This window comes from Lysinibacillus sp. RS10, assembly GCF_041956855.1.
Classification (GTDB): domain Bacteria; phylum Bacillota; class Bacilli; order Bacillales_A; family Planococcaceae; genus Lysinibacillus; species Lysinibacillus xylanilyticus_A.
In genome coordinates this window covers 492,134-514,551 of sequence record NZ_CP167122.1, presented here as the reverse complement: position 1 = coordinate 514,551, position 22,418 = coordinate 492,134, and the positions used below count along the sequence as shown (strand labels likewise).

Genomic DNA, 22,418 nt, shown 5'->3' with positions numbered 1-22,418 from the left:
TTCAGGGCTTGATTTATAACATAGTATGAAGTAAATGACATTATGATGCCGAATACTTTTTTGCATTATTTAAAGATTTCTATGCAAAGTGCCTAACTACACCATTTACTAAAGATTTTTACGTTAAAAAATCATCCTATTCCCCTGAATGAAGCTAAAAAATCCATCTACATTTTGTCCAGTAGATGGGTTAAAATTATTTAACGTCGTCTCCGAATACGTTCTAACAATAATCCATCCGACTGATTATTTTCACCTATGACAAAATCCTTCATATAGTAAGTTAAGTAGTCTCCAAACTGATTAGTTGTATTTTTCAATAGTTCATCAACATAATAAGCACCTTTCTCAATATTATCTTTTAGTAAGACAGCTAAAGATGCATAAACGCCACATGCAACTTGAAAATACGTAGCATTCGTTTGAAACTGAGAAAAAATCTCTTCGTTTTTCATAACATTGTACATATATTTCTCCCGTCCTTTATAGACAAGCAAAATACCGCATAAATCCTCTCCATCCAATGGAGCATTCAGTGGGTCAAGCACTTCCATTTCAAAATCCCATAATACATCTAAATCATCAATATTAGATGTTATTAACTCAGTAGTATGCTCATTGACTTTATAAAGAAACCCACTTTCCACATTCAACATTTTTCCTAAGCTATACACTTCTTCATGAGGCATTAAACAACCAAAAAATTGTTTATCCCCTAGCGTCACTTTAAATTCTACGTCATACACTTTTTCGTATAAAAATAGCGGAGTTCTTTGACTCATGAACATGGGATAGCTCAATATAGCTTCATCTAAAAAACATTCCGGTGACCAAGTTGTATAAATAACATTTTTCTTGGCTTTGCTTTTATCCTTAAAGAAAGAACTATCATGCTCAACAATATAGCAAGCTACTAATGAATCGTCGTCCACTTCCTTTTGCAATTCAAATGCCATCCATTGTACAACACCAGGATTCATGCCAGAACACACTATTGCAACTGCATTTGAAATTTTCTCTTTGTGTTTTTCTAAATGCCTAATCCTTTCAATCAATCCAAAACCCTCATACAATTCCTCATTTTCATCTATAAATGGATTTTCTAATGCTGTATTTACATAATTAATGCCCATATTATTACAACATTTCATCACTTCCACTGTATCCGCCCAGGAAACATCAATGACAACAGTAGTATTTGTTTTTTTCAGATGTTCCATTAATGCTACTTGATTAATTAAATCAAATTGATGAATGACAAGCTGATTTTTTAAATTTGGATATAAATGCGCAAGAGACTTCTGATCAATTTCTCTTTTGTCTACTAAATGAATTAAGCTTTTTTCGATAATAGGATTAATAGGATCAGACTTGTCTTGAACTGTTTTATTTAATATCGCAAGTACCGCTTTCGCAACACCTCCGCAGCTACCTAGTATCGTAATAGAATTGTTATATACTACCATTCTATCACCTCACTTTCCTATAAATAGCATATGTATTAGAACGCATTTGACTTAGGTAGTAACCTTTCAAATAAGCGTTATAGATTGGCAATTTATGATGTGTAAAAGGACTTATGAAAAAATCTTTTTCGGTTATTCTAACTGTAGAAAGGAGGTCCATTATTGAATCGGCATTTTATTTTCCTGTTATCATGGATGTTATTATGGAGCTTTACTCTCCCCACTGTTGCTTTAGCAAAAGAAGAACCAACCCAAGAAGAAATTATGCAGGAACGTATGGCCTATTACGTACAATTTGACGAGTTACTTATCCCATGGCATTTCTTAGCAGCCATTGACCAATATGAACGAAATTTGCAATCTGTTCGTAAAGATATTCCGAAACGAGATGGTATCGTTGCCATTCAATTTTCTGATGAATATTGGTCAGGTGCTTTAAATCCTGTACGAGATGATACTCGCCCAGAAACAATTAGTTACTTTGGCGGGATGGGATTAGATGGCAATGGTGACGGAGTTGCCAGCCCAAAAGATGATGTCGATATAATTTTCTCCATGGCTACATTTTTAAGTAAATTTGGAACAAGTGATGAGGATTTTAAATTAGCTTTATGGGAGTATTACGGAAGTGAACAGGCTGTAAATCAAATCTTCACCATTTCCAAAATGTATAGTCATTTCAAAACAACTGAGCTCGATGCCCACACATTCCCCGTTCCTACTAATTACGATTACAGTTATCGGAGTACATGGGGTGCCAATAGGGGCTGGGGTGGACGCCGTATTCATGAAGGCACAGATATTTTCGCTAGCTATGGTACTCCAGTACTTTCTACCTCCTATGGAGTAGTGGAAATAAAGGGCTGGAACCAATTTGGTGGTTGGCGTATAGGAATTCGAGATAATCATAACTCATACCATTATTATGCCCATCTTGGTAGTTATAATAAGAAAATTAAAGTTGGAGACCTTGTCGAACCTGGTACTGTTCTCGGTACGGTTGGTAGCTCTGGCTACGGTAAAGAAGGGACATCCGGAAAATTCCCGCCTCATCTTCACTATGGCATATATAAGTTCAATGGTCGTACAGAATGGGCATTTGATCCGTATCCATCATTACTACAATGGGAACGACTAGCAAAAAAAGCAAAACAATAATGACAAAAACATTTTAGAGTACTTGCTGCATTTTTACAGTAAGTGCTCTTTTCATTAGGTAGGTAAAAATTCATAAAGGCATTAAGTAATTTTCAGAATTTTACTAAATATATATATATTTAACTACTCGCATCATTAACACCAAAGTGTTATTGTACTAAAAAACTATTTTTATTTTTTCCACCAAAAGTACTTATTTATAAATAGATTTAGTTATAAAATAATATTTGTACTATAACAATTGAAAAAGGAAAGGATGGGAAAGATGAAAGAGATTTTTCAGTTTAAAACACTTAAAGCCCGAATATTAAGTGCATTTCTTCTTTTAATCGTATTAGTTGTTTGTTTTAATACCTATACTTACATTTCCAATTCTAAGATGGAAAAACAAGCAGAAGATTTAGTGAAGGAAGATTTAATTGTCTTAATGGCAAGTAAAAATTTAGCACTGTCTGTGAACGTTCGTCTCTCTGCAGCTTTAAGCTATGTTGTATCAGGTAATGAAAAATACATAGAAACTTTTAATGAACATCGTAAAATTGCTGAGGAAAGCAATAGCATCATGGAAAAATACGATAAAAATCCTGAGCGTGAGAAGCTGGTAGAAATGGCACGCGAGTGGAGCAACCGTGTCAATACCGAGGTATTCGATGTCTATAAAAAAGGCGATAAAGAATTAGCAATAAAAAATTTAACGGCTACTAATGATCTTGTAACAGAAGTTCGTGATGGTTATGAAAAATTAGCCAATACTCGCTCAGCTGAAATTACGAAAGTAGGAGAAAACGTAGTATCTACAAGCTTAAACAATAAAACAATTGGGCTGATTGTTAGTATAGTATTGACAATTGTAGGTATTCTAATTGCCATAATCACTGCTAGCAAAATTTCTAAGCCCATTACGATTGTCTCAAAGCGTATGAGCGAATTAGCCAATGGTAATTTACAACATGAACTACTTCCAATAACTACCCAAGATGAGATTGGTCAATTAATGCTTTCAGCGAATGAAATGAATGAAAAATTAAAGCAAACGATCAGCTCTATTCATACTGTTTCCGAAACAGTAGCAGCTAGTAGCGAAGAGCTTGCTCAATCTTCTAATGAAGTACAAACAGGTACAGAACAAATTACCGTGACTATGCAGGAACTAGCCTCTGGTACAGAAACACAAGCATCCACAGCAGGTGATTTAGCCGAAACAATGGCTTCTTTCCAACAGAGTATTCATGAAACAACACAAGAAGGTATTGAATTAATAGAGCACTCCGATCATGTGCAAAATCTAACAACTACAGGTAAAGAGTTAATGGTACAATCCACACAACAAATGGCTGCCATTAATGAAATTGTTTTAGATTCAGTGAAAAAAGTTGAGGGCTTAAATGTACAGTCCGCTGAAATTTCCAAACTTGTTTCAGTCATTGACGACATTTCAAATCAAACAAATTTACTTGCCTTAAATGCTGCCATCGAAGCTGCACGTGCTGGAGAGCATGGAAAAGGCTTTGCTGTAGTAGCCGATGAAGTTCGTAAGCTTGCAGAACAAGTCCAATTCTCTGTCACTGATATTTCAACAATCGTCAACCGTATTCAAGGTGAAACGGGCAATGTAACAACTGCTTTACAATCAGGCTATGAGGAAGTAAAAAGAGGAACAACACAACTAAATCAAACAAATGAAACATTTGAACAAATTTCGGTAGCTGTTGAAGATATGATTCTTAATATAAATACCATTTCAGGTAATCTAAATAAAGTTGCTCACAGTTCCAAATCCATCAATGCGGCAATTGATGAAATGGCTTCTATTTCTCAAGAGTCTGCAGCTGGCGTCGAACAAACAACAGCAACTGTAGAGGAAACAGCCGCTACTATGGAAGAAATTTCAAAGAGCGCGAATCAGCTCGCTGGAATGGCTGAAGAGTTAAACTCACAACTACAGCAATTTAAAATTTAAAGTACAAGTAGCTCATCACCATAAGGTGTGGTTGATCTCCGTTCCGACTGGGTACTTTCCTGGGGGCGCCTCATCACTTCTTTGATGCACCCAAGCACTTTGAGGTGATACCTGATCATTTCTCTGTTGTACCCGAGCACTTCGGGGGATACTGATCATTTCTATTTCTCTGGCACACCCGAGCACTTCAAGTAGCTACCGGAGCATTTGAAATCTCTACCGAAAAAAGCTATCTCGACATTACGTTCGAGATAGCTTTCTACTTTAAGTTAATCTTATTGCCAATGTCTAATTGGTACCCTTTCAAGCTCATAGCGTTTAATAATAACACTAATTTTCTGAAACCATTCCTCACATAACTCTAGCGCTTCTTGATAGTCATCCTCTTCCCGTGATATCGGCTCACTGTTATCCATAAAAACATATTCTAAAATAGGGTCAGATAAGTTATCAGCTACAATTTTCAACGTCAATTGAGATACTTCGTTATCCTCAGCGTCCTCTTCATCTAATTCCTCTTCTATGTCGTGATCTTCCCCTAGTAATGAGCCACTTATTAAGTTATTACTAGTTCTTGCAATATACATTTCGTCCTCTACTATAGCAACTTCATATATTTTATTAAAGGGGATTTCTTGTTTAATCAATTCCTCTTCTAAATGTTCTCTACTTGCGAGGAAAAGTGTATTTGTAGGCTCATTTAATAATAAAGCACTTAAACAATCATTTGATATGATGCAATGTGTATGAGGAATAGCCATTAGCTCCTCCTCACTTGCCTCTTTCATTTCATTCAACCAGCTAATATAAACATATCGTTCTTTCACATACCGAATAACCCCTGTTATTACTAGCCCTAAACCAATTAAGAAATAACCCTTACTAAATATGGCTGTTTCGACTGCATTTGCTAGTAATAAATAGATAAGCCCTAGAAAAAAGAGAAAAAAGGTTTTCATCCATATCCCACCTTCAAAAGATAATCAATAGAAAAATTGCATCCATATTAGTAGAAATTTTATTCTAACGATTATCTTTTCATTCTTAATTTCTGTGGGAATTATCTACATTGCTAACACTAACATCAAACTTTGAAAAAAACGCATTGTAAATCTTTGAGATATCCCCCTCGATTTTATTCAGGGCGTAAAGAAAAAACAGCTACAACGCAATTATAAAACGTTGTAGCTGCTACTATGATTTTTTAATAATCATTCACCCCTAAATGATTATTCGTATAAAAGTTACTTATCCATTTATTGTCATAACTAGGACTGCCGGTACAAATGATACAGTAAACATACTCACATACCACAAAGATGTACGGCGTAATGAAAAACGAACTTGTTTCTTTTCTGCATAAAAGATATCTAACATAACTGAAGCAACAACAAGTGGGATCGTAACACATGCGATAGCAACTAATAAAATATCTAAACCAAACATAAAAACACCCCTCTGTTCGTGAACATTTATTTTCCCTTTGTGACAACTTTGTGTCAATTACAGTGTACACAATTTCGCCACATTTTGTCAACTAGATTTAATTAAGAAAATTTCGATTTTTACAGTATTTTTTTAATCTAATCGAGAAATTTACGTAAAACTGCTTGCAAAAAAGCAGCTACAAAATTGCAGCTGCTTTGTTATTCATTATTTTAATCTCTATATTTATATGTCAAACCTCTTAAAAAATTCCTCACGAATCGATCGCCACATTCCTTATAGTTGCGATGACCTGGATTTCTTAAAATGGCACCTAACTCGCCCTTCGAAACTCTAACGCCCCCATCATATAAAAGATCTAACATGTCTTCGCTCGTTAAGGCTAATGCAATTTTAACTTTCTTTAACAGCATATTATTAGGGCTTTCTTTCCCTGAAACAGGTAGTGGTCCTTCAGGCTCACCAGGCTTAGGCTTTTGTGGTCCTCGTTTAAATGTAATAAATCCATTTAAGAAAGCCTCTACCATTTTATTATTACATTTGATGTATTCTTCAGGTGCTTCTTCCTCATCATTAATTTTAATAAGCATGTTCAATACTTCTTCCTTTGTAAAATCCATGCCACCTAGCTTAAAAATTTCAACCATGTCCTTATTTTTAATATCTAGTGCATATCGCAAACGAATTAATATATCATTATTCGTCATTTAAAAACCTCCTTTATGTATTAATAAAGCCTAAATTATAAAATGCCAGGCTTAATTATAACAGAGAGCATCACTTTTTCAGCTAGCTTTCTGAAATTCCTATTATATTTAGACTGCGCATTTCCTTCTTTTTAAATGTATGAAAAGTAAACTCTCGACCATTCTAATCACAAGGAGGTGAGAAAAATGGCTAACAATAATCGCAGTTCAAATAAACTTCTTGTACCTGGTGTACAACAGGCTGTAGATCAAATGAAATATGAAATTGCCCAAGAATTTAACGTACAGTTAGGGCCAGAAGCTTCTTCTCGCGCAAACGGTTCTGTTGGAGGAGAAATTACAAAACGCCTCGTAGAAATGGCTGAAAAACGTTCAAGAGGTTTATAATTAAAATTTTTAAAAAAGAACGAATCCCTTTTGATTGGAATTCGTTCTTTCGTGTTTTCATTATTTTATTTCAACCGGTTGTAAATCCTCATTTGAACCCTTTTTTAAAGTCAGCATTACGATAAAGGAAATGCAATATAAGGCAGCTAAGTAGATCATTACGACCGTCATATCATAGCTTTGAAGAATATAACCTACAAAGATCGGTGAAAACCCTCCAATTGCTCTACCAAAGTTAAAAATCGTGTTTGTAGCTGTACTTCGAATTTGCACCGGATAGAAGCTACTAATTAAAGCTCCATACCCTGCGAACATACCATTTGAGAAGAAGCCGACAATCGCGCCACCGATTAAAATAGCGACACTTCCCGTTGCATAAGAGTATAAAAACACAGCACATGCAGAGGCAAGTAAAAAGATACCGAAAGCTCGCTTTGCACCAAATCGGTCCATAAATCGTCCAAATGTTAACATCCCGATAATCATGCCAACTGCTGTACTAATTGTCCAAAGAGCCGAGCTTGAAACCGATAATCCTTGAGATTGCTGCAACATAGATGGCAACCAAATCATTAAGCCATTGTAACCAGCAATTTGAACAGTTGCCATAACAATTAATGAAATTGTCGTTATCGACGTTCGAGGTGTATCAAATAGTTGTGCCAGCTTACCTTTTTCATGTTGCTTATCGATTTTTTTATTTTTCTGAGCAGCCAACCACTCTGGTGATTCCTCAAGATTCTTTCGTACAATAAATGCGAAAATAACAGGTACCACACCAACAAAGAATAAAGCTCTCCATCCTAAAGTCGGAAGAATAACGGCACTTAGTAACGCTGCTAAAATAACTCCGTATTGTGCACCTACACTAACATATGAAGAGGCTCTTCCTTGCTTATTCTTCGGCCAAGCCTCGGCAACAAGAGCCATACCAATTCCGTATTCGCCACCTGCACCAAGACCCGCGATAAATCTATAAATATAAACTTGTTCAATATTTGTTGCTAATCCAGTTAAAGCTGTACCAATCGCAAACAATAAGATGGTATAAGTAAATATTTTTACACGCCCATACTTATCTGCTAAAACCCCGAAAATGATGCCTCCTAACAGCATACCGATATTCGTTACAGAAGAAATGAGCCCACCCGTTGCGAAATCAATGTTAAATTCCGAAATAATCATTGTCATCGCAAAGGAGATAAACATAATGTCCATTCCTTCCAACGTTAAACCAGCTACTGAAGCTACCACTGTTTTCTTACGATAATCCATTCTTACAATCCTCCAGTTTTCATTGTTAAAATCTCTTTTACCTATTTGAGGGAATGGATTACACAAGTCTTGTCCATTCTCTTTTGAAGCCTCACGGGACTCCCTTTAAAAGAGGTACTATAAATCAATTTCGCCTTAGCGTAATTGCGTTCGGAATCGGCTTTGTGCTTAGGCCTGCACGATGCAGGTCAGTTAGCCGTTATCGCATGGATGCGATGATTTTAGGCTAACATCCTTTAAGAACTCCTTTCCGATTTCCGTGACATCCGCCGGAGGCTTTGGGCCAACATTATGTTGGTCACTCAAGCGTTTTCACAGGATGTGAAGTTCTTAGCCTGAGTTCCTCTATTTCAGTAGGTGTTTGAATAACCTTTGAAAGGGAACCATAAAAGCATTCATCTCACTATCTTTAGAGATGGAAGTCTTCTACTGAATGAAGATAAAAAAAGCCCTTCTGTCGTAGTGGACAAAAAGGGCATACCAAAGCAAAGATATTATTAGCTTAAAAATATCACGTAGCCCTTTTCAGCCTCTCTGGACCGTATTAAAGGAAATTTATTTCGTGATACATACTAGCAGAATAGAACATGTGATGTCAATAGCCGTTTCATGCTATAGAAGTAGATTAATATACTTCATTAACCCTCATAAATAAAGAACTTCTTATATAAATCCATATAGCGAATGGGTGAATACTCGTTAACATCTAGCAAAACATAGTTCTTATTTTTGGTACTACATGATCCAACGATATTCATTGATTACATTCCAGATTTTCACGTAGCTGTTCCTATCTCCTTGAACTTCAATCCATTAATTCTGTTTTTTTCAATAAAATCTTTAAAGTTTCGTGTACAAAAATAAAAACAATTAATTTTAATGTCTCTAAATAAAGTTTCATTTTCTATTTTTTCTAAATTAAATCTGATGTTTTCACCTCGTAACATTGCAAGAGATTCTTGCATATCTAAACCATCAAAATTAATTGCTGTCACCACATTCGTTAAATTTATATATATATATTCCTCTGAAATGCCTTTGATTTTTATTGGGAAGGTTTCTATAATGTCAGAAAACTCCTCAATAAAAAGCTTTTCAAATTTCTTTTTTACTATAAATGTAGCTCCATAACAACGTGAATCAAAATCTAACAATTTTCCTCTATTAAGTTTACCTTCTGAGATACCAAAAACCTCTTCGTTCCAATCCAGAGTAATCTTCTGTCCAGTAAAAGATGCAAAAAGATTAACATCTTCTTTCTCATTCAAAAAAGTTAACTCTTTAAAATCATAGTCATTTCCAAATCTATATACTTTCATTAACAACACCTCTTTTTACTAAATTTTAACATTAAATAATAGATCATTCCTTATATTCTCTAGTTCGGTTAGCACTGCTTCTCTCACTTTTGCTCCACCAAAACGTTCAGCAGCCCACATTTTAGACATAAAAAGATAATGATGTGACACAATTACAAATGGCTGAAATGCTAAATGTTTCGCAAAATACCTATAGTCAATATGAGACTAGTAAATTTGAATGGACTGCTAGCACTTTAATCAAAATTGCTGGTTATTTCAATTTCAGTATTGATTTCTTACTTGATCGAACAAACAGAAAAAATAGTAATGTTGAAAATAGTAAAATACAAAAATAAGTTAGATTTGTAACGAAAATGCAGAGAATTGCGATTAAGTAAAGTTGCAATTCTCTGCATTTTTAGTATCCATTTTCATAATCACTCAATACAAGAAAAGATTAAACAGTCTTAGCCATTTAGAGTTCAAAGCTCAAGCCGCTTACCGTTATTTTATTTCCAATATCCACCTGACAGGGTGCAGTTCATTTAAAAAAAGTGAAATACTTAGATGGTCATGAATTAATATGGTACCTGTAGTTAGGACACTTGAAAAAGAGTGTGCTAACTGCAGGTATTTTTTATATACTAGACTTTCAAGATTAAAGGATGAACTAGAGGCTACTATGAGTAAAATTTTATTTTCACCAAAACAGGTACTACAACTTCAAAAAAATCCAAACGTACAACAGGTTAGCGAACGTACGATTACCTATACAGATACATTTAAGAGTCAATTCATTGATGAATACTTCGCAGGGAAAACACCGAGACAAATTTTTAAGGAATGTGGCTTTGATGAAGAGATAATCGGGATCAAACGTATTGAACAATCAGCCTTTCGTTGGCGAAAAGCATATGAAAAGAACGGTTTAATTGGTTTAACGGATACACGCAAATCTGGATCAGGTAGACCGATTAAACGTGAATTAACAGCGGCAGAAGTCATTGAAAGACAAGCTGCACGCATTCAACTATTAGAGGGGCAAGTAGATTTACTAAAAAAGCTCGAAGCGACAGAAAGGAGGCTGCTAAACGACAGCCAAAAACTAAGCACAAATAAGGTCTTTCAACTCATTTCAGATACGCTCACTCAGTTTCCATTTGAACGGATGGTGACGTATTTTTGTGACCTCTTAAAGGTTTCTCGCTCAGGCTATTATAGCTATTTACAGGCGAGTGATGCGCGAGCCGTGAGAGAACAGAAGGATTTAAAGGCACGCGATTTGATTTTAAAAGCCTTTGATCGTCGTGGTTATAAAAAAGGCTCTCGTTCGATTAAAATGACACTCGAGCAGGATTTTCAATGTGTTATGAGCCGTAAAAAAATCCAGCGTATTATGCGCAAGTACGGGATTGTCTGCCCGCATCGTAAACCGAATCCCTATAAACAAATGGCGAAAGCAACGAAGGAACATCGTGTTGTGCCAAATAAATTAAATCGTGAGTTTAAGCAAGGTATCCCTGGGAAAGTATTATTAACGGACATCAGCTATGTACCATATAACGGAAAGTGTATGGCTTATTTGTCGACGATAAAAGATGCCTCGACGAACGAAATTTTAGCGTACCATGTCTCAGACCGAATCACGCTCGAAATCGCTACGGAAACGATTGAAAAATTGATCAGTAATAAGCGCATTCAGCTTCATCCAGAGGCCTTTATCCATTCAGATCAAGGGGTTCACTATACAAGCCCACGCTATCAAACGCTCTTAAAAAAACATGGCCTAGGTCAATCGATGTCACGCCGAGGAAACTGTTGGGACAATGCACCACAGGAATCGTTTTTCGGTCATTTTAAAGACGAAGTAGACTTTAGCTCCTTGAAGACACTTGAGGAACTAAAAGCCAAAATCAATCACTACATGGTCTATTACAATAATTATCGTTATCAATGGAATCTAAAAAGGATGGCTCCTGTGCAATACAGAAACCATCTATTAGCTGCTTAATCTCTTTTTTTAGTTTGTCCTTGACTTGGGTACCACATTAAATCATTCTATTTCTTTTTCACTTGTTGCTTTCCCTTTATTTATCTCCTCTTGCTTCTTTTAATAATTCTTCTGCATGATCTAATTCATAGTTTAAAAGATCATCGACATCGTCATCTTTTCCTTTTAGCGATAATGCTTTTTCTAAATACATTACTCCATCCTCTAATTTATTATCAGATAAAAAATATTCTCCTAAAATGCAAGAGCTTTTAATAGAATAAATAGTATCATTTTCTTCGACTGCACAATTATAGATTTTTTTCAAAATTTCAATAGCATCATCAAAATTCCCAAAATCTAGTAATATCAATGCCTTATTTAACTGGTTTTTATTATCCATATAAAATTCTCCTTTTATTTAATTGATATTGTAGTAACTCCCCAATTTGATATTAACTTAATTAATCAACAACATTTAAATAAGTATCCTAAACTATCAAGAGCACTGCCAGAAACCAGCAATGACCTCTCCTGTTTCATTATGCCTATATAGATATAATGCACCGTACATAAACACACAATCCATATTATCACTATAGCCTTCCTCCTCTATTTGGAGAAAAAAGGAATAATGATTATTTTCCAACTCTTTATAATAATAACTTTTAGGTTGAATAAGACGTGGTTCTCCCAAAACTTTAATAAACAAAAAATTATTCCCTTGGTTTTCCGAATAATCGCTTATTGAGTTCATACCTAAATCTAAAATACTTTTACCAGTATTGCTTCCAACTTCGGAGTATTTATGCTCTATAACTCTTACTTCAATTGAAGGATAAATATTTTTTCCAATAAAGTATCAAAATTCTTATGAATAATAATTGAAAGCATAACATCCTCTTTTTCTGGATGAACTAGAGTAGCATAAAACCTGAAATCATCAGGTATTTGTTCTTCAATCAATTTTGGAGGATTACCACCTATTCTACCTCTCACATGATCATCAAAAGGAATACATTGAGCAAACAATTAAAATCCACCCTTCCATTTTATTAGTTTTTAAGACATTTTATAAAACTTGTTCCTTAGCAAAATTAATTGCATCCGAAAGTCTTATCAAAAAGGCAAATGTTCATAAAAAAGAGTAGCAATAATTCCCAAAGAATTTGTGCTACTCTTTTGATGTAAATTAGAAATTGCGGTTTTCATCGGCACTACAGTGTAAGAATTAGAATTACGACTCTGTATGAAATGCTATAGTGTATTAGCAATTGCTGAAATAAAAACTAATTAGATACGAATTAGATACGACCTGTTTCTTTTATACTTTATCCCTAAACAAGTTAACAATTGTCAATTGTCTCTTATCCCAAAATCATTAAATTTGGAAAGAGTTTCAAGACTAACATCATAGTGATTTCCTATTGGTGTATTAAAATATTTCATACTTTCCTTTTCAATCAACCATGACAATTTTCCATCTTCTATAAATGTGTTTGAAACTAATCTAATAGATTCTATTGATTCTAGTTTATCTAAAAAATTTAATGATAGTATATTTCCACATGCTTCTATTGTTAATACTTTCAAATTTGGTAACGTTCCAATAACCTCCCAATCATTAACCTTTTTACAATTTTGAATCCATAACTCTTCAATAGAAGAGTTATTCTCAATTCCTTTAATTGATTCTAATTTTTGTAGATACCGTAATTCAACTCTTTGTAAAGAGTTTAACCCTTTTAAGCCATCGATATTTCGAATAGGTGATGACCATATTTCTAAGATTTCCAGCCTTTTTAAAGCTTTAAACTCTTCAGCATTATTGTTTTTATTTTTATAGTGATGAATAACTAATCGTTTTAAATTTGTACAAGCGAAAAGATTTCGAATCTTCTTATCATATAAAACAAGTAAATCTTGGAGTTTTGATAACGTAGATAAATCTAATTTTTCTTCAATACTTCCCTTAAAGCTTAGATACTTTAATTCATTTAAAGCTTCAATAGAGCTTAAATCACTAATGTTATTCCTTCCTAAATCTAAATACTCTAAATTAGGCAGTTGCTTTAAAAATCCAACATCTGATAAGGACCTATCATTAACCCGAATAGCAAGTCCATCTAATTCTTCATTTTCAATTTTATCCTTTATATTAGGCTCCATTAAAGGCGATCTTTGAACGTATACTTGATATTTACCAAAGTCTGTTTCCACATTTACCGGATTTCCCACTATATCACTCCTGAGATCTCTTACTTTTTCTATTACTATTTTTAAGTACATTTTATTTTTTTACCTGGACTGTTGATAGCATTTGAAAGTTCCATTTTATTCGGATTAAATTCAGAATCATCAAACATCTCTATTGTATCATCTTCTAATTTAAATAAATCTTTATCTGTTAAGGTATTCGGATCATGGATAAAGCCACTTTATCTAATACAGCTGGATCTAGTTTTCCTTTGTAGCAACATTTTTGCATGGCGAACTGATCACTTTGCTGAGATTGCTGATTATTTGTACTACCAACGACTTAGAAAGAAAACTATTCAAAACAACTTCTTAACGTTTGGTTGAGCAAATCTTTATTAAAATCTAATTTCTTAGCGATGCTTTTTTCCTTTATGGACTCCGAACTATATATTAAAAGTTTCATTAAAGCATTTTTGAACATCACTTCATTTCCGTCTTCATCATCACTCCAACCAGTTTCATCCATACAAATATGGAGATCCATACACTTTTTTTGGGGTTTATAACTAAGTTTATATACCCCACTTCTTTCGTAATATCTAGTCATATCTCCATTAATAAATAATAAATAAGAAATCTCTGTTATATCATTTCCATAATTTTCATTTTCGAATTTTTCCTTTATTAAATCTTTATATTTATAAACTGTTAATCGAACATTTGAAACTCCACCATTTGCCACGGTTATATATATATCCATCAAAAACTCTCCTCTACCACTATGGATGTGGACATGAGCTTCCTGCCCTTTCATATATTTTCTGCGCTTTGAGGCTTAATGCTTCACCTAGTTTACTACCTGCGTGTTTTTCTTTAATAATCAGCTAGAATGACATTCCCTATACCGTCATGTATACACGCTTTCTATATTAGAAGTTCAGTAATAAAGTATTAAAAAGGGCAACAAACCCTAAAACAAGGATTTATTGCCTTTTTAAAAAATTTCTTTGAAAAAGGTAAAGATTTTTTGCAAATTTAGATACCCTCTAAAAAATTATCATCTAACTGAATAATTATTTCTTTATAGAGTTTTTGAGTATCAATATCTAAATTTGTCTCATAAAGATACTCTTTTAATATTTTGCAAATAGGATATTTAATTTCATTCGGTATATTTTTTATATTGCCTTTTACAACCCACCTAAATAATCTCATAGACTTTATTTTGGGAGGAATGCTTGCCATTGAGATAATATAGTTCCATTTATTTGAATATTCCTCGAATTGAGGTAATTTAACAAGTCCTGCCGCTACTGCAAGTCTAATTTTATTATTTTTATGATTTACAAATTGTAGAAAGAAATTATAAATATTTTGGGTATCCGCTTCAAATTCATCATAAAGCTGGCGCATAGACCAAAAAACTCTATCAGAAATTTGACCTAATGACCATAGTACCTGTTCTACAACCTTTTCATCTGATTCATATCGATACCCAACATTAATTAATTTTTGTATAAAATCTGTATTAGATAAAAATTCCGAAATTGGTGATCCAGTCTCTAATCTAGTTGCTTTTTCAATAGTCTTAATTAATGATAATGGATTTTCTGGAGTCGAATTGCACAAATCTTCAAGTGCTTTTGTCACTGCTTCTAATTTTTTTATGTTGGACATTTTATTTTACCTCCTCTATCAACATTTACCGTTTTCGCTTTCTTCATTTGACTTTCTATTTCTGCCTGAGTTAAAAAAGTCCTACCTTTAGCTATTTTTTCAGGACCATTATATTGATGATAAAATCCTACTGAAACAGGTCTTGGAGCATTATATAAATTAGCATCCGCTTGGAATGCATGATATAATGCTGACCCTTCAAGATTTCTTGTTGCAATTCTGTCTGGAAGGGCATCTAAATAACTTACTTGACTAAATATTTTTTTGTAGTATTTCCATTAGCATGTTCTATAAGTCTCACTTGTATTGGCCTATCGGTAATACCATGATAAACTATATTTCCCAGATCATCTTTTAACTGATAATATGACCACAAGCCAAATGGATCAAATGAATTATTTGTATTTCTTACATATCCATACAGTGTTGGATTCCCACCAGCAAGTCCAATCGGATCTATTTAGGTATAATTCCCTTGTTCCGGGTCGTAGTATCGGAATCTATTATAATACAATCCTATTTCTACATCTTCATACTGTCCTTGATAACGGAATGGAATAAAGTCTTTCTCACCTGTAAATTCATTCACTCTACCGTTGATATCAAGCTCAGCTGACCAAACCCTATTACCTTGTTCACCATAGGCTTCAACAGGCGTTCCTAGATAATCACTAATAATGCTGTAAATACCTTCATTCGTAATTTTAGCTGAAGGTACGAACCCATCGTTAAATACCCATGTGACTAGATTGTCTGATATTTCAGACTTGTTATCTAAAGAATATCCCTCTAGATTTTCAAATATATCTGAATTATTCTCCGAGAAATACTCATGTAGGATAGTATTCCCATCCCAAACGAAACTTGTTGTTTTCTCGTCTGCATAAACGAAAATAATTTTTCTATATTCATTCCCTATCTTTTTTCCGCCAGAGCCTACAGCTTTTAACCTATTTTTCCTAGACTAATTTTATCAAAGTTTGAGCTCAATGTTTTTTTAACAAACAGCATTTTTTGTGTCCTGCACTTCAATAAGTAGCGCAATGATTGTTTCTGTAAACGTATCATTAAACTGATTGTTAGGAAAACATATGATATTTCCAGCTCGAATGTACCTAAAATTCCAGAGACAACAAACACTACGGATTGTCATTACACTCTTGGTTTCTCAAGGTATTATATAATATTCTGCTCTTTATTTGACTTGATTCACAAATGAATATCAAACCATAATAATTGAGTAGTACCCTTTGTTTTGCATATATTTTCGTTTCACATGTGAAAATATTGCTTTTCACACTATTCTGCATGTCCAACTTTTTCATATCGTAATCCTTTGATTTGATTATTATTCATTAAATCAATAAAAGAATCTGTAACAAAATAGCTCGCTGACATTTTACTATCTCTAAATATCGCTTGTTTTTTTACGATTGGAAGATCAAATACGTACCTATTATTTCTTACCATTTCCATTATTTCGTCTGAAGACATTTTATCTACATTTTTTATCGATATAATTTTATTAGTTACATTTATAAAATAATACGGGCCTCTATCTGTATTAACTGGCAAAACTTCTATTTCTTCACTATAATTAGCTTCAAAAATCCTTTTAAGGTCATTATTTACGATTAAGATACCATCAAAATAGCATGAAGCATCAAAATCTTCAAATCGTTTATCCTTTTTCTTTCCTTTTTCTTCGAAAATTTCTAACTCTAAAGGAATCCAATTATCCCCTAAGTTTTGACCTTCAAAGTTTAAATAGTTAGACGTACTTCCTGGTTTAAATACAAAAAACTTAAAAACCTCATAGTCACTTTTAATTTCATAAATATTCACAGCTAATACACCTTCTTGTCAAATAATAGTTCATTCCTAATTCTCTCTAATTCTTTTTCTACGGCGGATTTTCCTCCTGCTTTACTTGCATTGATTATTTGTTTGTTTACATCTTCATAATATATATTTGTATGAATCACCCTATGATATGCGCCTGGTTGTTTACTATTAGGGTTTATGTATTTCAAATAAATACCATTATCAGGCGATTCATCTGTGAAAATCTCACTCACAAAATAACTTTAAAACCCCTTTTTCTGATTAAGAAATAGGGGCGCTTTTTGTTATGTTTAAATAAAGTAAAAACAAAGGGCAATAAACCCTAATTAATGAATTTATTGCCACTTCTAAGTTTATTTACATAAATTGAACATCTAGTGATTTTTGCAAGTATAGATACCCTCTCATTTTTTTGCATTTAAAACATTTTAATATTCTTCGTCCCATATATTTGATTTCCAACTGTTGCTATCGGCATGAAATTTTCGGACATATGATTTCTATACACGAAATCTCCTCATTATAGTTCAATAGTTACTTTATTTCATCTGTCAACTTCATGGGGAGAATACCAGAGAATCAAAAACCAAAGTGCTTTTTGTAAACATCCTTTATTATTATTTCCTCTGTAATAGCTTTAAAATCTACTGATTTGTGATAACTACTGCTATCGGCATTATATTTCTGCTCTTCAAATGGTGCGGGAAAGGGAATACTATTGATATAAGTATAGTTTAACCCTTTTTTCAACTCATCCATTTTCTCCTTGGTTACTTTTTTTGGGAAACTAGCCACTAAAAAAGAACCGAACATATCATAGACTATATCTGCATAATCTGAAGGAAGTATTATCGCAGATATTTTCTTAGAAACAACTCTAATAGAAACTTCCTTTACCCCATTCATTTTTTTGGGTTTTGTATCTGGTCGGAATTTATTTTCTTCTGTATTAAACTGAGTTTCATAAAAAAATTTATGTAACTCTGAGTCGAATACTACAAAACTAAGTGTGAAACTATAATCAACTTTATCATCCTTCAAAAGTTTATTGGGAATGAGAATGTTTTCTCTTATATAATCGAAAACATACTCACTAATTTTATACGATACCCTTGGTCTATTAAGTAGTTCATTCGGCTCATGGCTAAAAAGCCTACTAATTATATATGTCATATTTTTTTCCTTTCTGTAAATGGGGGTTACTCACTCATGTTTTTGAGCACGGAGTGTCATATGGATTAAACACTAAATACACAGCACATTAATTTCATCTCTAATACACAAAAACATAGGTAAAGAAATCAAAGGCTACTTGCGTATGATTATCTTTCGCAAAAACAATATCGTCATAGGCCTTGTACTTTAATTGAACATCGTCAGAGAAAAAGCAATAAACCCTGCCAATGGATTTATTGCTAAAAATTAATTACATTGATTTAAATCGGTTTATTATTTATCTTTCCTTTATTATATCTATAGATATTCTGGACGTTGCAAACTGCCCTCTTTAATAAAAGTTACTCCATTAATTTTATTTTCTTTACACAAATTCACAAAAACTTCATCCACAACAATCAAATGTTTAGATTCTTCCATTCTGACGATATGATGCACACCGAGAGAATCAGGAATATATACAACATGGTTAATACTAATCGGACCATCAGGTATTGATTTTATCGATGGTTTATACTCAGATTTTTCTTTATTAAGACAAACTACAGAGTTTGAAACAATCATTGCGAAAAAATCATTATTGTGGTCTTTTGTTTCTGTTGATTTTATTTCAACTGGAATAAAGATACAATCATTTTCACAATGTCGTTCAATTATTTCTTTAAATTTTGCACTTACTAAAGGTGGACCTACAGTTGGTAAAATATCATATGCAGATAGATAAGCGTCAAATTTATCCACAATATATGTTAGATCCCCATCTACTTGACATCGATTTCCTTCCTCCAATTCTCGTCTATCGTATCTATTCTCGTCGCTATAAAAGAAGAACACATCCCTTTTATAAAAACATGATAATTTATGATACATAATCATCCCCCTATCCTTTACAGCGTAGTTTGACTTTCCCATGTCTTAACTCTTGTCTTTGTTCATTTATTAAAACCTGTATAGCCTCATAGTATTATCGTTGTGTTCTATTTTTATCTTTGCTCGCATCCATAATATCATCCAATCGTCCTCTAATAACAATTTCCCATTTTTAATGATAAGCAAAAAATCCTTTGCTAGCGAGGGTTTCTCCCCTTTGATTTTTCGTGTCAAATAAAATTGTCAGCAGAGGAGAGTATTAAGTTAAAAAAACACATGTAGATAGAAGCTTTTAGCCTCACCTTTACATGTGTTCATTTTTTACTCGCTTATTTAATATTAATTTACGTATTCACAATTCTAACCACTTTCTTGCAGTCCATAATTCTCGATTACTTATCAAGGTCTGAAGACCAATCAATTTCATCTCTAAACCAATTCTCTACTTTGATCTGCCCAGAATCCATTTTTATAGGAATTTCTTTTCCCCATTTTATAATATTATCAATAAATTCTTCGTTATCTAACCCTTCAAACGTTCTCTTTTTTAATGCTTCTCTTAAATATTCAATAAAGATATTTCCTAGATAATATCGTTGTTCAATCTTATACATTTTTATATAATCTTCCAATTTTACAGAAATATCAATAGCCAAACAATTATCTTTTTTTGTATATCTAATAAAAGATCTTCTCTTATAAGATTCTGGTAAACAACGAAACCCTACTAGAATAGTAACATCTACATAGGCATACTTACTATGAATTATAGGTTTTAAATAGTTACGTAACTCACTTGCCAATTCTCCAACCTTTGAACCCGCCGTATCAGTTACAATGTTAAAATGCATATGATATCATACCCTTTCACATTTAATGACGACATTTATTTCCTGATGGTAAATGTCCTTTCCATTGTTTATAAACCCGGAAACTAAATCCCCTATTGCTCTTTGATCATATTATTTTGTAATGTACAAGATATGATACAGCTTCATCATAGTTTGAAAAATTTTTTACTTGAGTTCAGATTTATTCAAGTGCTTAATGCCCCCATAATGTTAATTTATAATTATATTGTTTTTTCAGGTTATCAAATTCTAACGAAAGAAAATTATTCAAAACAACTTTTTAACGTTTGGTCGAACAAATCTTTATTAAAATCTAATTTCTTAGCGATGCTTTTTTCCTTTATGGACTCCGAACTATATATTAAAAGTTTCATTAAAGCATTTTTGAATATCACTTCATTTCTGTCTTCATCATCACTCCAACCAGTTTCATCCATACAAATATGGAGATCCATACACTTTTTTTGGGTTTATAACTAAGTTTATAGACCCCACTACTTTCGTAATATCTAGTCACATCTCCATTAATAAATAAAAAATAAGAAATCTCCGTTATATCATTTCCATAATTTTTATTTGCGAATTTTTCCTTTATTGAATCTTTATATTTATAAACTGTTAATCGAATATTTGAAACTCCACCATTTGCCACGGTTATATATATATCCATCAAAAACTCTCCTCTATCACTATGAATGTGGACATGGGCTTCCTGCCCTTTCATATATTTTCTGTGCTTTGGGGATTAATGTTTCACCTAGTTTACTGCCTGTCTGTTTTTCTTTAATAATCAGACCAAATGACATTCCCTATACCGTCATGCTGATACGCTTCGCCTCTTTTGTTGACGACTATCTCGATTAATCAAAACGTGGTTACTATATTCATCATAAGCCATAGGTAACTCGAATATCCATTAATCCATTTACCATAACCTTACAATAAAGATGAATAAATCTAATTTAAAGAAAGAGTGGCAATAAATCCAGATTTTATGGATCTTTGCTACTCTTTTATTAGGTTGAAATAAATGTTCTTTTTGTAAGAACAGCTAACAAGTATTAATTTCACATCTGAAGAAATTCTTAATTAACATAGAGATATACAAGCTTCCATTCAGAATTATATTATTTTAAATCAACAAATTCCGGACTACGTACATTTCCTTCTTTAACTAATAGAACACCTTTAATTTTTTCTGTTCTGCAAGCATCCACGAAAACTTCATCTACGATTATCTCTTCTTTTGATTCTTTCATTCTTACTACATGATATCCGTTTAGGGATTCTGGAATAAGAGCAATAATACTTAAACTAATTGGCCCATCAGGTATGGATTTAACTAGTGGTTCATAGTCTGATCTATTATGATCTAAACAAGGAATTTGATTTAAAACATTCATTACAAAGAAGGAATCATTTATTTCTCCCGTTTCTGTAGATTTTATAATTGCTGGGATAAACTCACAATCTGAACCTAATTCTTCTATTAGCATTTTTAGCTTTAAACTTACTAATTTACCACCGACTGTTGGTAAAATATCATATTGTTCTAAATAAGAATCGAACCTATCTACCACGTATAATAGTTTTTCACTCTGAGAATAAGGTATTCCTTTTTCCAAATCAAATCTATTATAATTGTTTTCATCAGAATAAAAGAAATATACATCTCGTTTGTATGAAGCTAACAATCTGAAATAACTCATATCATAATCATCCCGCCAGTCTCCAATCAACTTATATAACTGCCATACGTTTTAACAAATGTCATCCACAACTTTTGGTGATGAGCCACATATATGGCAATAGAATCTTTAATTGGTTATTTTTATCTGTAAATATGCTATTAAACCATAGTTAAAAAGTCAACATCCATACGAACTATTATTCTGAATAAACAAAAAAATAATACTGAAGGTCGGGAAAATTTGAATTTTAGTAGTTAGATATACTGTGTGAGAGAAGGATAAAGTGATACTTTAAGCAGTGGGGGGTATCTTGCTTTACGGACAGTTAATGTGGGATCAATCAGAAGGGCTTTATTGCAAAAGAAAATGGTACGGAAGATATTTCCGTACCATTAAAAAACAAAAGCAACAGCTTCTTT

General features: G+C 33.0%; 24 protein-coding genes. 5 read left to right on the top strand and 19 right to left on the bottom strand.

The window, feature by feature from the left end:
- Window positions 1–200 precede the first annotated feature (200 nt).
- Window positions 201–1,466, bottom strand: a complete 1,266-nt coding sequence (locus tag ACB089_RS02620) for a saccharopine dehydrogenase NADP-binding domain-containing protein (RefSeq protein ID WP_374965202.1) — start codon at window positions 1,464–1,466, stop codon at window positions 201–203.
- A gap of 162 nt (window positions 1,467–1,628) precedes the next feature.
- On the opposite strand from ACB089_RS02620, the gene ACB089_RS02615 reads away from it, so the two are divergent.
- Complete coding sequence (locus ACB089_RS02615; protein ID WP_374965201.1) at window positions 1,629–2,624, top strand: M23 family metallopeptidase; 996 nt, start codon at window positions 1,629–1,631, stop codon at window positions 2,622–2,624.
- Between the two features lie 265 nt (window positions 2,625–2,889).
- A complete protein-coding gene (locus tag ACB089_RS02610) occupies window positions 2,890–4,584 on the top strand; it encodes a methyl-accepting chemotaxis protein (protein ID WP_374965200.1) in 1,695 nt (564 codons plus the stop codon).
- A 275-nt stretch (window positions 4,585–4,859) separates the two neighbouring features.
- Here ACB089_RS02610 and ACB089_RS02605 read toward each other — a convergent pair whose 3' ends face one another.
- The 3 genes from ACB089_RS02605 to ACB089_RS02595 form a co-directional block, all read right to left on the bottom strand.
- Window positions 4,860–5,543 carry a hypothetical protein gene (locus ACB089_RS02605; protein WP_374965199.1) on the bottom strand — a complete coding sequence of 228 codons (684 nt, stop codon included), beginning with the start codon at window positions 5,541–5,543 and terminating at the stop codon, window positions 4,860–4,862.
- 289 nt (window positions 5,544–5,832) lie between these two features.
- Window positions 5,833–6,030 (bottom strand): hypothetical protein, encoded by a 198-nt coding sequence (locus ACB089_RS02600; protein ID WP_068986356.1) that lies wholly within the window; start codon window positions 6,028–6,030, stop codon window positions 5,833–5,835.
- A 212-nt stretch (window positions 6,031–6,242) separates the two neighbouring features.
- Window positions 6,243–6,737, bottom strand: a complete 495-nt coding sequence (locus ACB089_RS02595) for a DUF1456 family protein (RefSeq protein ID WP_223554811.1) — start codon at window positions 6,735–6,737, stop codon at window positions 6,243–6,245.
- A gap of 186 nt (window positions 6,738–6,923) precedes the next feature.
- Between ACB089_RS02595 and ACB089_RS02590 the strand changes: the two genes are divergently transcribed.
- Complete coding sequence (locus ACB089_RS02590; RefSeq protein WP_068986358.1) at window positions 6,924–7,124, top strand: alpha/beta-type small acid-soluble spore protein; 201 nt, start codon at window positions 6,924–6,926, stop codon at window positions 7,122–7,124.
- 60 nt (window positions 7,125–7,184) lie between these two features.
- On the opposite strand, the gene ACB089_RS02585 is transcribed toward ACB089_RS02590, so the two are convergent.
- Both ACB089_RS02585 and ACB089_RS02580 read right to left on the bottom strand, forming a co-directional pair.
- Complete coding sequence (locus ACB089_RS02585; protein ID WP_223554809.1) at window positions 7,185–8,399, bottom strand: MFS transporter; 1,215 nt, start codon at window positions 8,397–8,399, stop codon at window positions 7,185–7,187.
- A 776-nt stretch (window positions 8,400–9,175) separates the two neighbouring features.
- Window positions 9,176–9,718 carry an imm11 family protein gene (locus ACB089_RS02580; RefSeq protein ID WP_374965198.1) on the bottom strand — a complete coding sequence of 181 codons (543 nt, stop codon included), beginning with the start codon at window positions 9,716–9,718 and terminating at the stop codon, window positions 9,176–9,178.
- Between the two features lie 143 nt (window positions 9,719–9,861).
- Between ACB089_RS02580 and ACB089_RS02575 the strand changes: the two genes are divergently transcribed.
- Window positions 9,862–10,056, top strand: a complete 195-nt coding sequence (locus ACB089_RS02575; protein WP_374965197.1) for a helix-turn-helix domain-containing protein — start codon at window positions 9,862–9,864, stop codon at window positions 10,054–10,056.
- A 326-nt stretch (window positions 10,057–10,382) separates the two neighbouring features.
- Window positions 10,383–11,711, top strand: coding sequence for an IS3 family transposase (locus ACB089_RS02570; protein ID WP_374964033.1), 1,329 nt, complete (start codon window positions 10,383–10,385; stop codon window positions 11,709–11,711).
- 76 nt (window positions 11,712–11,787) lie between these two features.
- Here ACB089_RS02570 and ACB089_RS02565 read toward each other — a convergent pair whose 3' ends face one another.
- The 13 genes from ACB089_RS02565 to ACB089_RS02505 all read right to left on the bottom strand — a co-directional run bounded on the left by ACB089_RS02565 (window position 11,788) and on the right by ACB089_RS02505 (window position 22,017).
- Complete coding sequence (locus tag ACB089_RS02565; RefSeq protein WP_374965196.1) at window positions 11,788–12,093, bottom strand: hypothetical protein; 306 nt, start codon at window positions 12,091–12,093, stop codon at window positions 11,788–11,790.
- Between the two features lie 419 nt (window positions 12,094–12,512).
- Window positions 12,513–12,722, bottom strand: a complete 210-nt coding sequence (locus tag ACB089_RS02560; RefSeq protein ID WP_374965195.1) for a hypothetical protein — start codon at window positions 12,720–12,722, stop codon at window positions 12,513–12,515.
- Window positions 12,723–13,046: 324 nt separating this feature from the next.
- Window positions 13,047–13,928, bottom strand: coding sequence for a hypothetical protein (locus tag ACB089_RS02555; protein WP_374965194.1), 882 nt, complete (start codon window positions 13,926–13,928; stop codon window positions 13,047–13,049).
- A gap of 313 nt (window positions 13,929–14,241) precedes the next feature.
- Window positions 14,242–14,649, bottom strand: a complete 408-nt coding sequence (locus ACB089_RS02550) for an Imm12 family immunity protein (RefSeq protein ID WP_374965193.1) — start codon at window positions 14,647–14,649, stop codon at window positions 14,242–14,244.
- A gap of 275 nt (window positions 14,650–14,924) precedes the next feature.
- The gene (locus tag ACB089_RS02545; RefSeq protein WP_374965192.1) at window positions 14,925–15,566 is read right to left on the bottom strand and encodes a hypothetical protein; all 642 of its coding nucleotides are present in this window, start codon (window positions 15,564–15,566) and stop codon (window positions 14,925–14,927) included.
- 460 nt (window positions 15,567–16,026) lie between these two features.
- Window positions 16,027–16,155 carry an RHS repeat-associated core domain-containing protein gene (locus tag ACB089_RS02540; protein WP_374965191.1) on the bottom strand — a complete coding sequence of 43 codons (129 nt, stop codon included), beginning with the start codon at window positions 16,153–16,155 and terminating at the stop codon, window positions 16,027–16,029.
- Window positions 16,156–16,865: 710 nt separating this feature from the next.
- Window positions 16,866–17,411 (bottom strand): imm11 family protein, encoded by a 546-nt coding sequence (locus ACB089_RS02535; RefSeq protein WP_368638301.1) that lies wholly within the window; start codon window positions 17,409–17,411, stop codon window positions 16,866–16,868.
- Between the two features lie 2 nt (window positions 17,412–17,413).
- Window positions 17,414–17,644, bottom strand: a complete 231-nt coding sequence (locus ACB089_RS02530; protein WP_374965190.1) for an AHH domain-containing protein — start codon at window positions 17,642–17,644, stop codon at window positions 17,414–17,416.
- A 346-nt stretch (window positions 17,645–17,990) separates the two neighbouring features.
- Entirely contained in the window at window positions 17,991–18,584 is a 594-nt protein-coding gene (locus ACB089_RS02525) for a hypothetical protein (RefSeq protein WP_374965189.1), read from the bottom strand.
- 300 nt (window positions 18,585–18,884) lie between these two features.
- Entirely contained in the window at window positions 18,885–19,457 is a 573-nt protein-coding gene (locus ACB089_RS02520; protein WP_374965188.1) for an imm11 family protein, read from the bottom strand.
- 392 nt (window positions 19,458–19,849) lie between these two features.
- A complete protein-coding gene (locus ACB089_RS02515) occupies window positions 19,850–20,308 on the bottom strand; it encodes a hypothetical protein (protein WP_223554797.1) in 459 nt (152 codons plus the stop codon).
- 391 nt (window positions 20,309–20,699) lie between these two features.
- Complete coding sequence (locus ACB089_RS02510) at window positions 20,700–20,978, bottom strand: hypothetical protein (protein WP_374965187.1); 279 nt, start codon at window positions 20,976–20,978, stop codon at window positions 20,700–20,702.
- 457 nt (window positions 20,979–21,435) lie between these two features.
- A complete protein-coding gene (locus ACB089_RS02505) occupies window positions 21,436–22,017 on the bottom strand; it encodes an imm11 family protein (protein ID WP_374965186.1) in 582 nt (193 codons plus the stop codon).
- Between the last annotated feature and the right edge of the window lie 401 nt (window positions 22,018–22,418).

Bases quoted from the DNA above. Each gene is read 5' to 3' on its own strand.
- ACB089_RS02620 (WP_374965202.1), bottom strand. From the start codon at position 1,466: ATGGTAGTATATAACAATTCTATTACGATACTAGGTAGCTGCGGAGGT.
- ACB089_RS02610 (WP_374965200.1), top strand. From the start codon at position 2,890: ATGAAAGAGATTTTTCAGTTTAAAACACTTAAAGCCCGAATATTAAGT.
- ACB089_RS02605 (WP_374965199.1), bottom strand. From the start codon at position 5,543: ATGAAAACCTTTTTTCTCTTTTTTCTAGGGCTTATCTATTTATTACTA.
- ACB089_RS02600 (WP_068986356.1), bottom strand. From the start codon at position 6,030: ATGTTTGGTTTAGATATTTTATTAGTTGCTATCGCATGTGTTACGATC.
- ACB089_RS02595 (WP_223554811.1), bottom strand. From the start codon at position 6,737: ATGACGAATAATGATATATTAATTCGTTTGCGATATGCACTAGATATT.
- ACB089_RS02590 (WP_068986358.1), top strand. From the start codon at position 6,924: ATGGCTAACAATAATCGCAGTTCAAATAAACTTCTTGTACCTGGTGTA.
- ACB089_RS02585 (WP_223554809.1), bottom strand. From the start codon at position 8,399: ATGGATTATCGTAAGAAAACAGTGGTAGCTTCAGTAGCTGGTTTAACG.
- ACB089_RS02580 (WP_374965198.1), bottom strand. From the start codon at position 9,718: ATGAAAGTATATAGATTTGGAAATGACTATGATTTTAAAGAGTTAACT.
- ACB089_RS02570 (WP_374964033.1), top strand. From the start codon at position 10,383: ATGAGTAAAATTTTATTTTCACCAAAACAGGTACTACAACTTCAAAAA.
- ACB089_RS02565 (WP_374965196.1), bottom strand. From the start codon at position 12,093: ATGGATAATAAAAACCAGTTAAATAAGGCATTGATATTACTAGATTTT.
- ACB089_RS02550 (WP_374965193.1), bottom strand. From the start codon at position 14,649: ATGGATATATATATAACCGTGGCAAATGGTGGAGTTTCAAATGTTCGA.
- ACB089_RS02545 (WP_374965192.1), bottom strand. From the start codon at position 15,566: ATGTCCAACATAAAAAAATTAGAAGCAGTGACAAAAGCACTTGAAGAT.
- ACB089_RS02525 (WP_374965189.1), bottom strand. From the start codon at position 18,584: ATGACATATATAATTAGTAGGCTTTTTAGCCATGAGCCGAATGAACTA.
- ACB089_RS02520 (WP_374965188.1), bottom strand. From the start codon at position 19,457: ATGTATCATAAATTATCATGTTTTTATAAAAGGGATGTGTTCTTCTTT.
- ACB089_RS02515 (WP_223554797.1), bottom strand. From the start codon at position 20,308: ATGCATTTTAACATTGTAACTGATACGGCGGGTTCAAAGGTTGGAGAA.
- ACB089_RS02510 (WP_374965187.1), bottom strand. From the start codon at position 20,978: ATGGATATATATATAACCGTGGCAAATGGTGGAGTTTCAAATATTCGA.
- ACB089_RS02505 (WP_374965186.1), bottom strand. From the start codon at position 22,017: ATGAGTTATTTCAGATTGTTAGCTTCATACAAACGAGATGTATATTTC.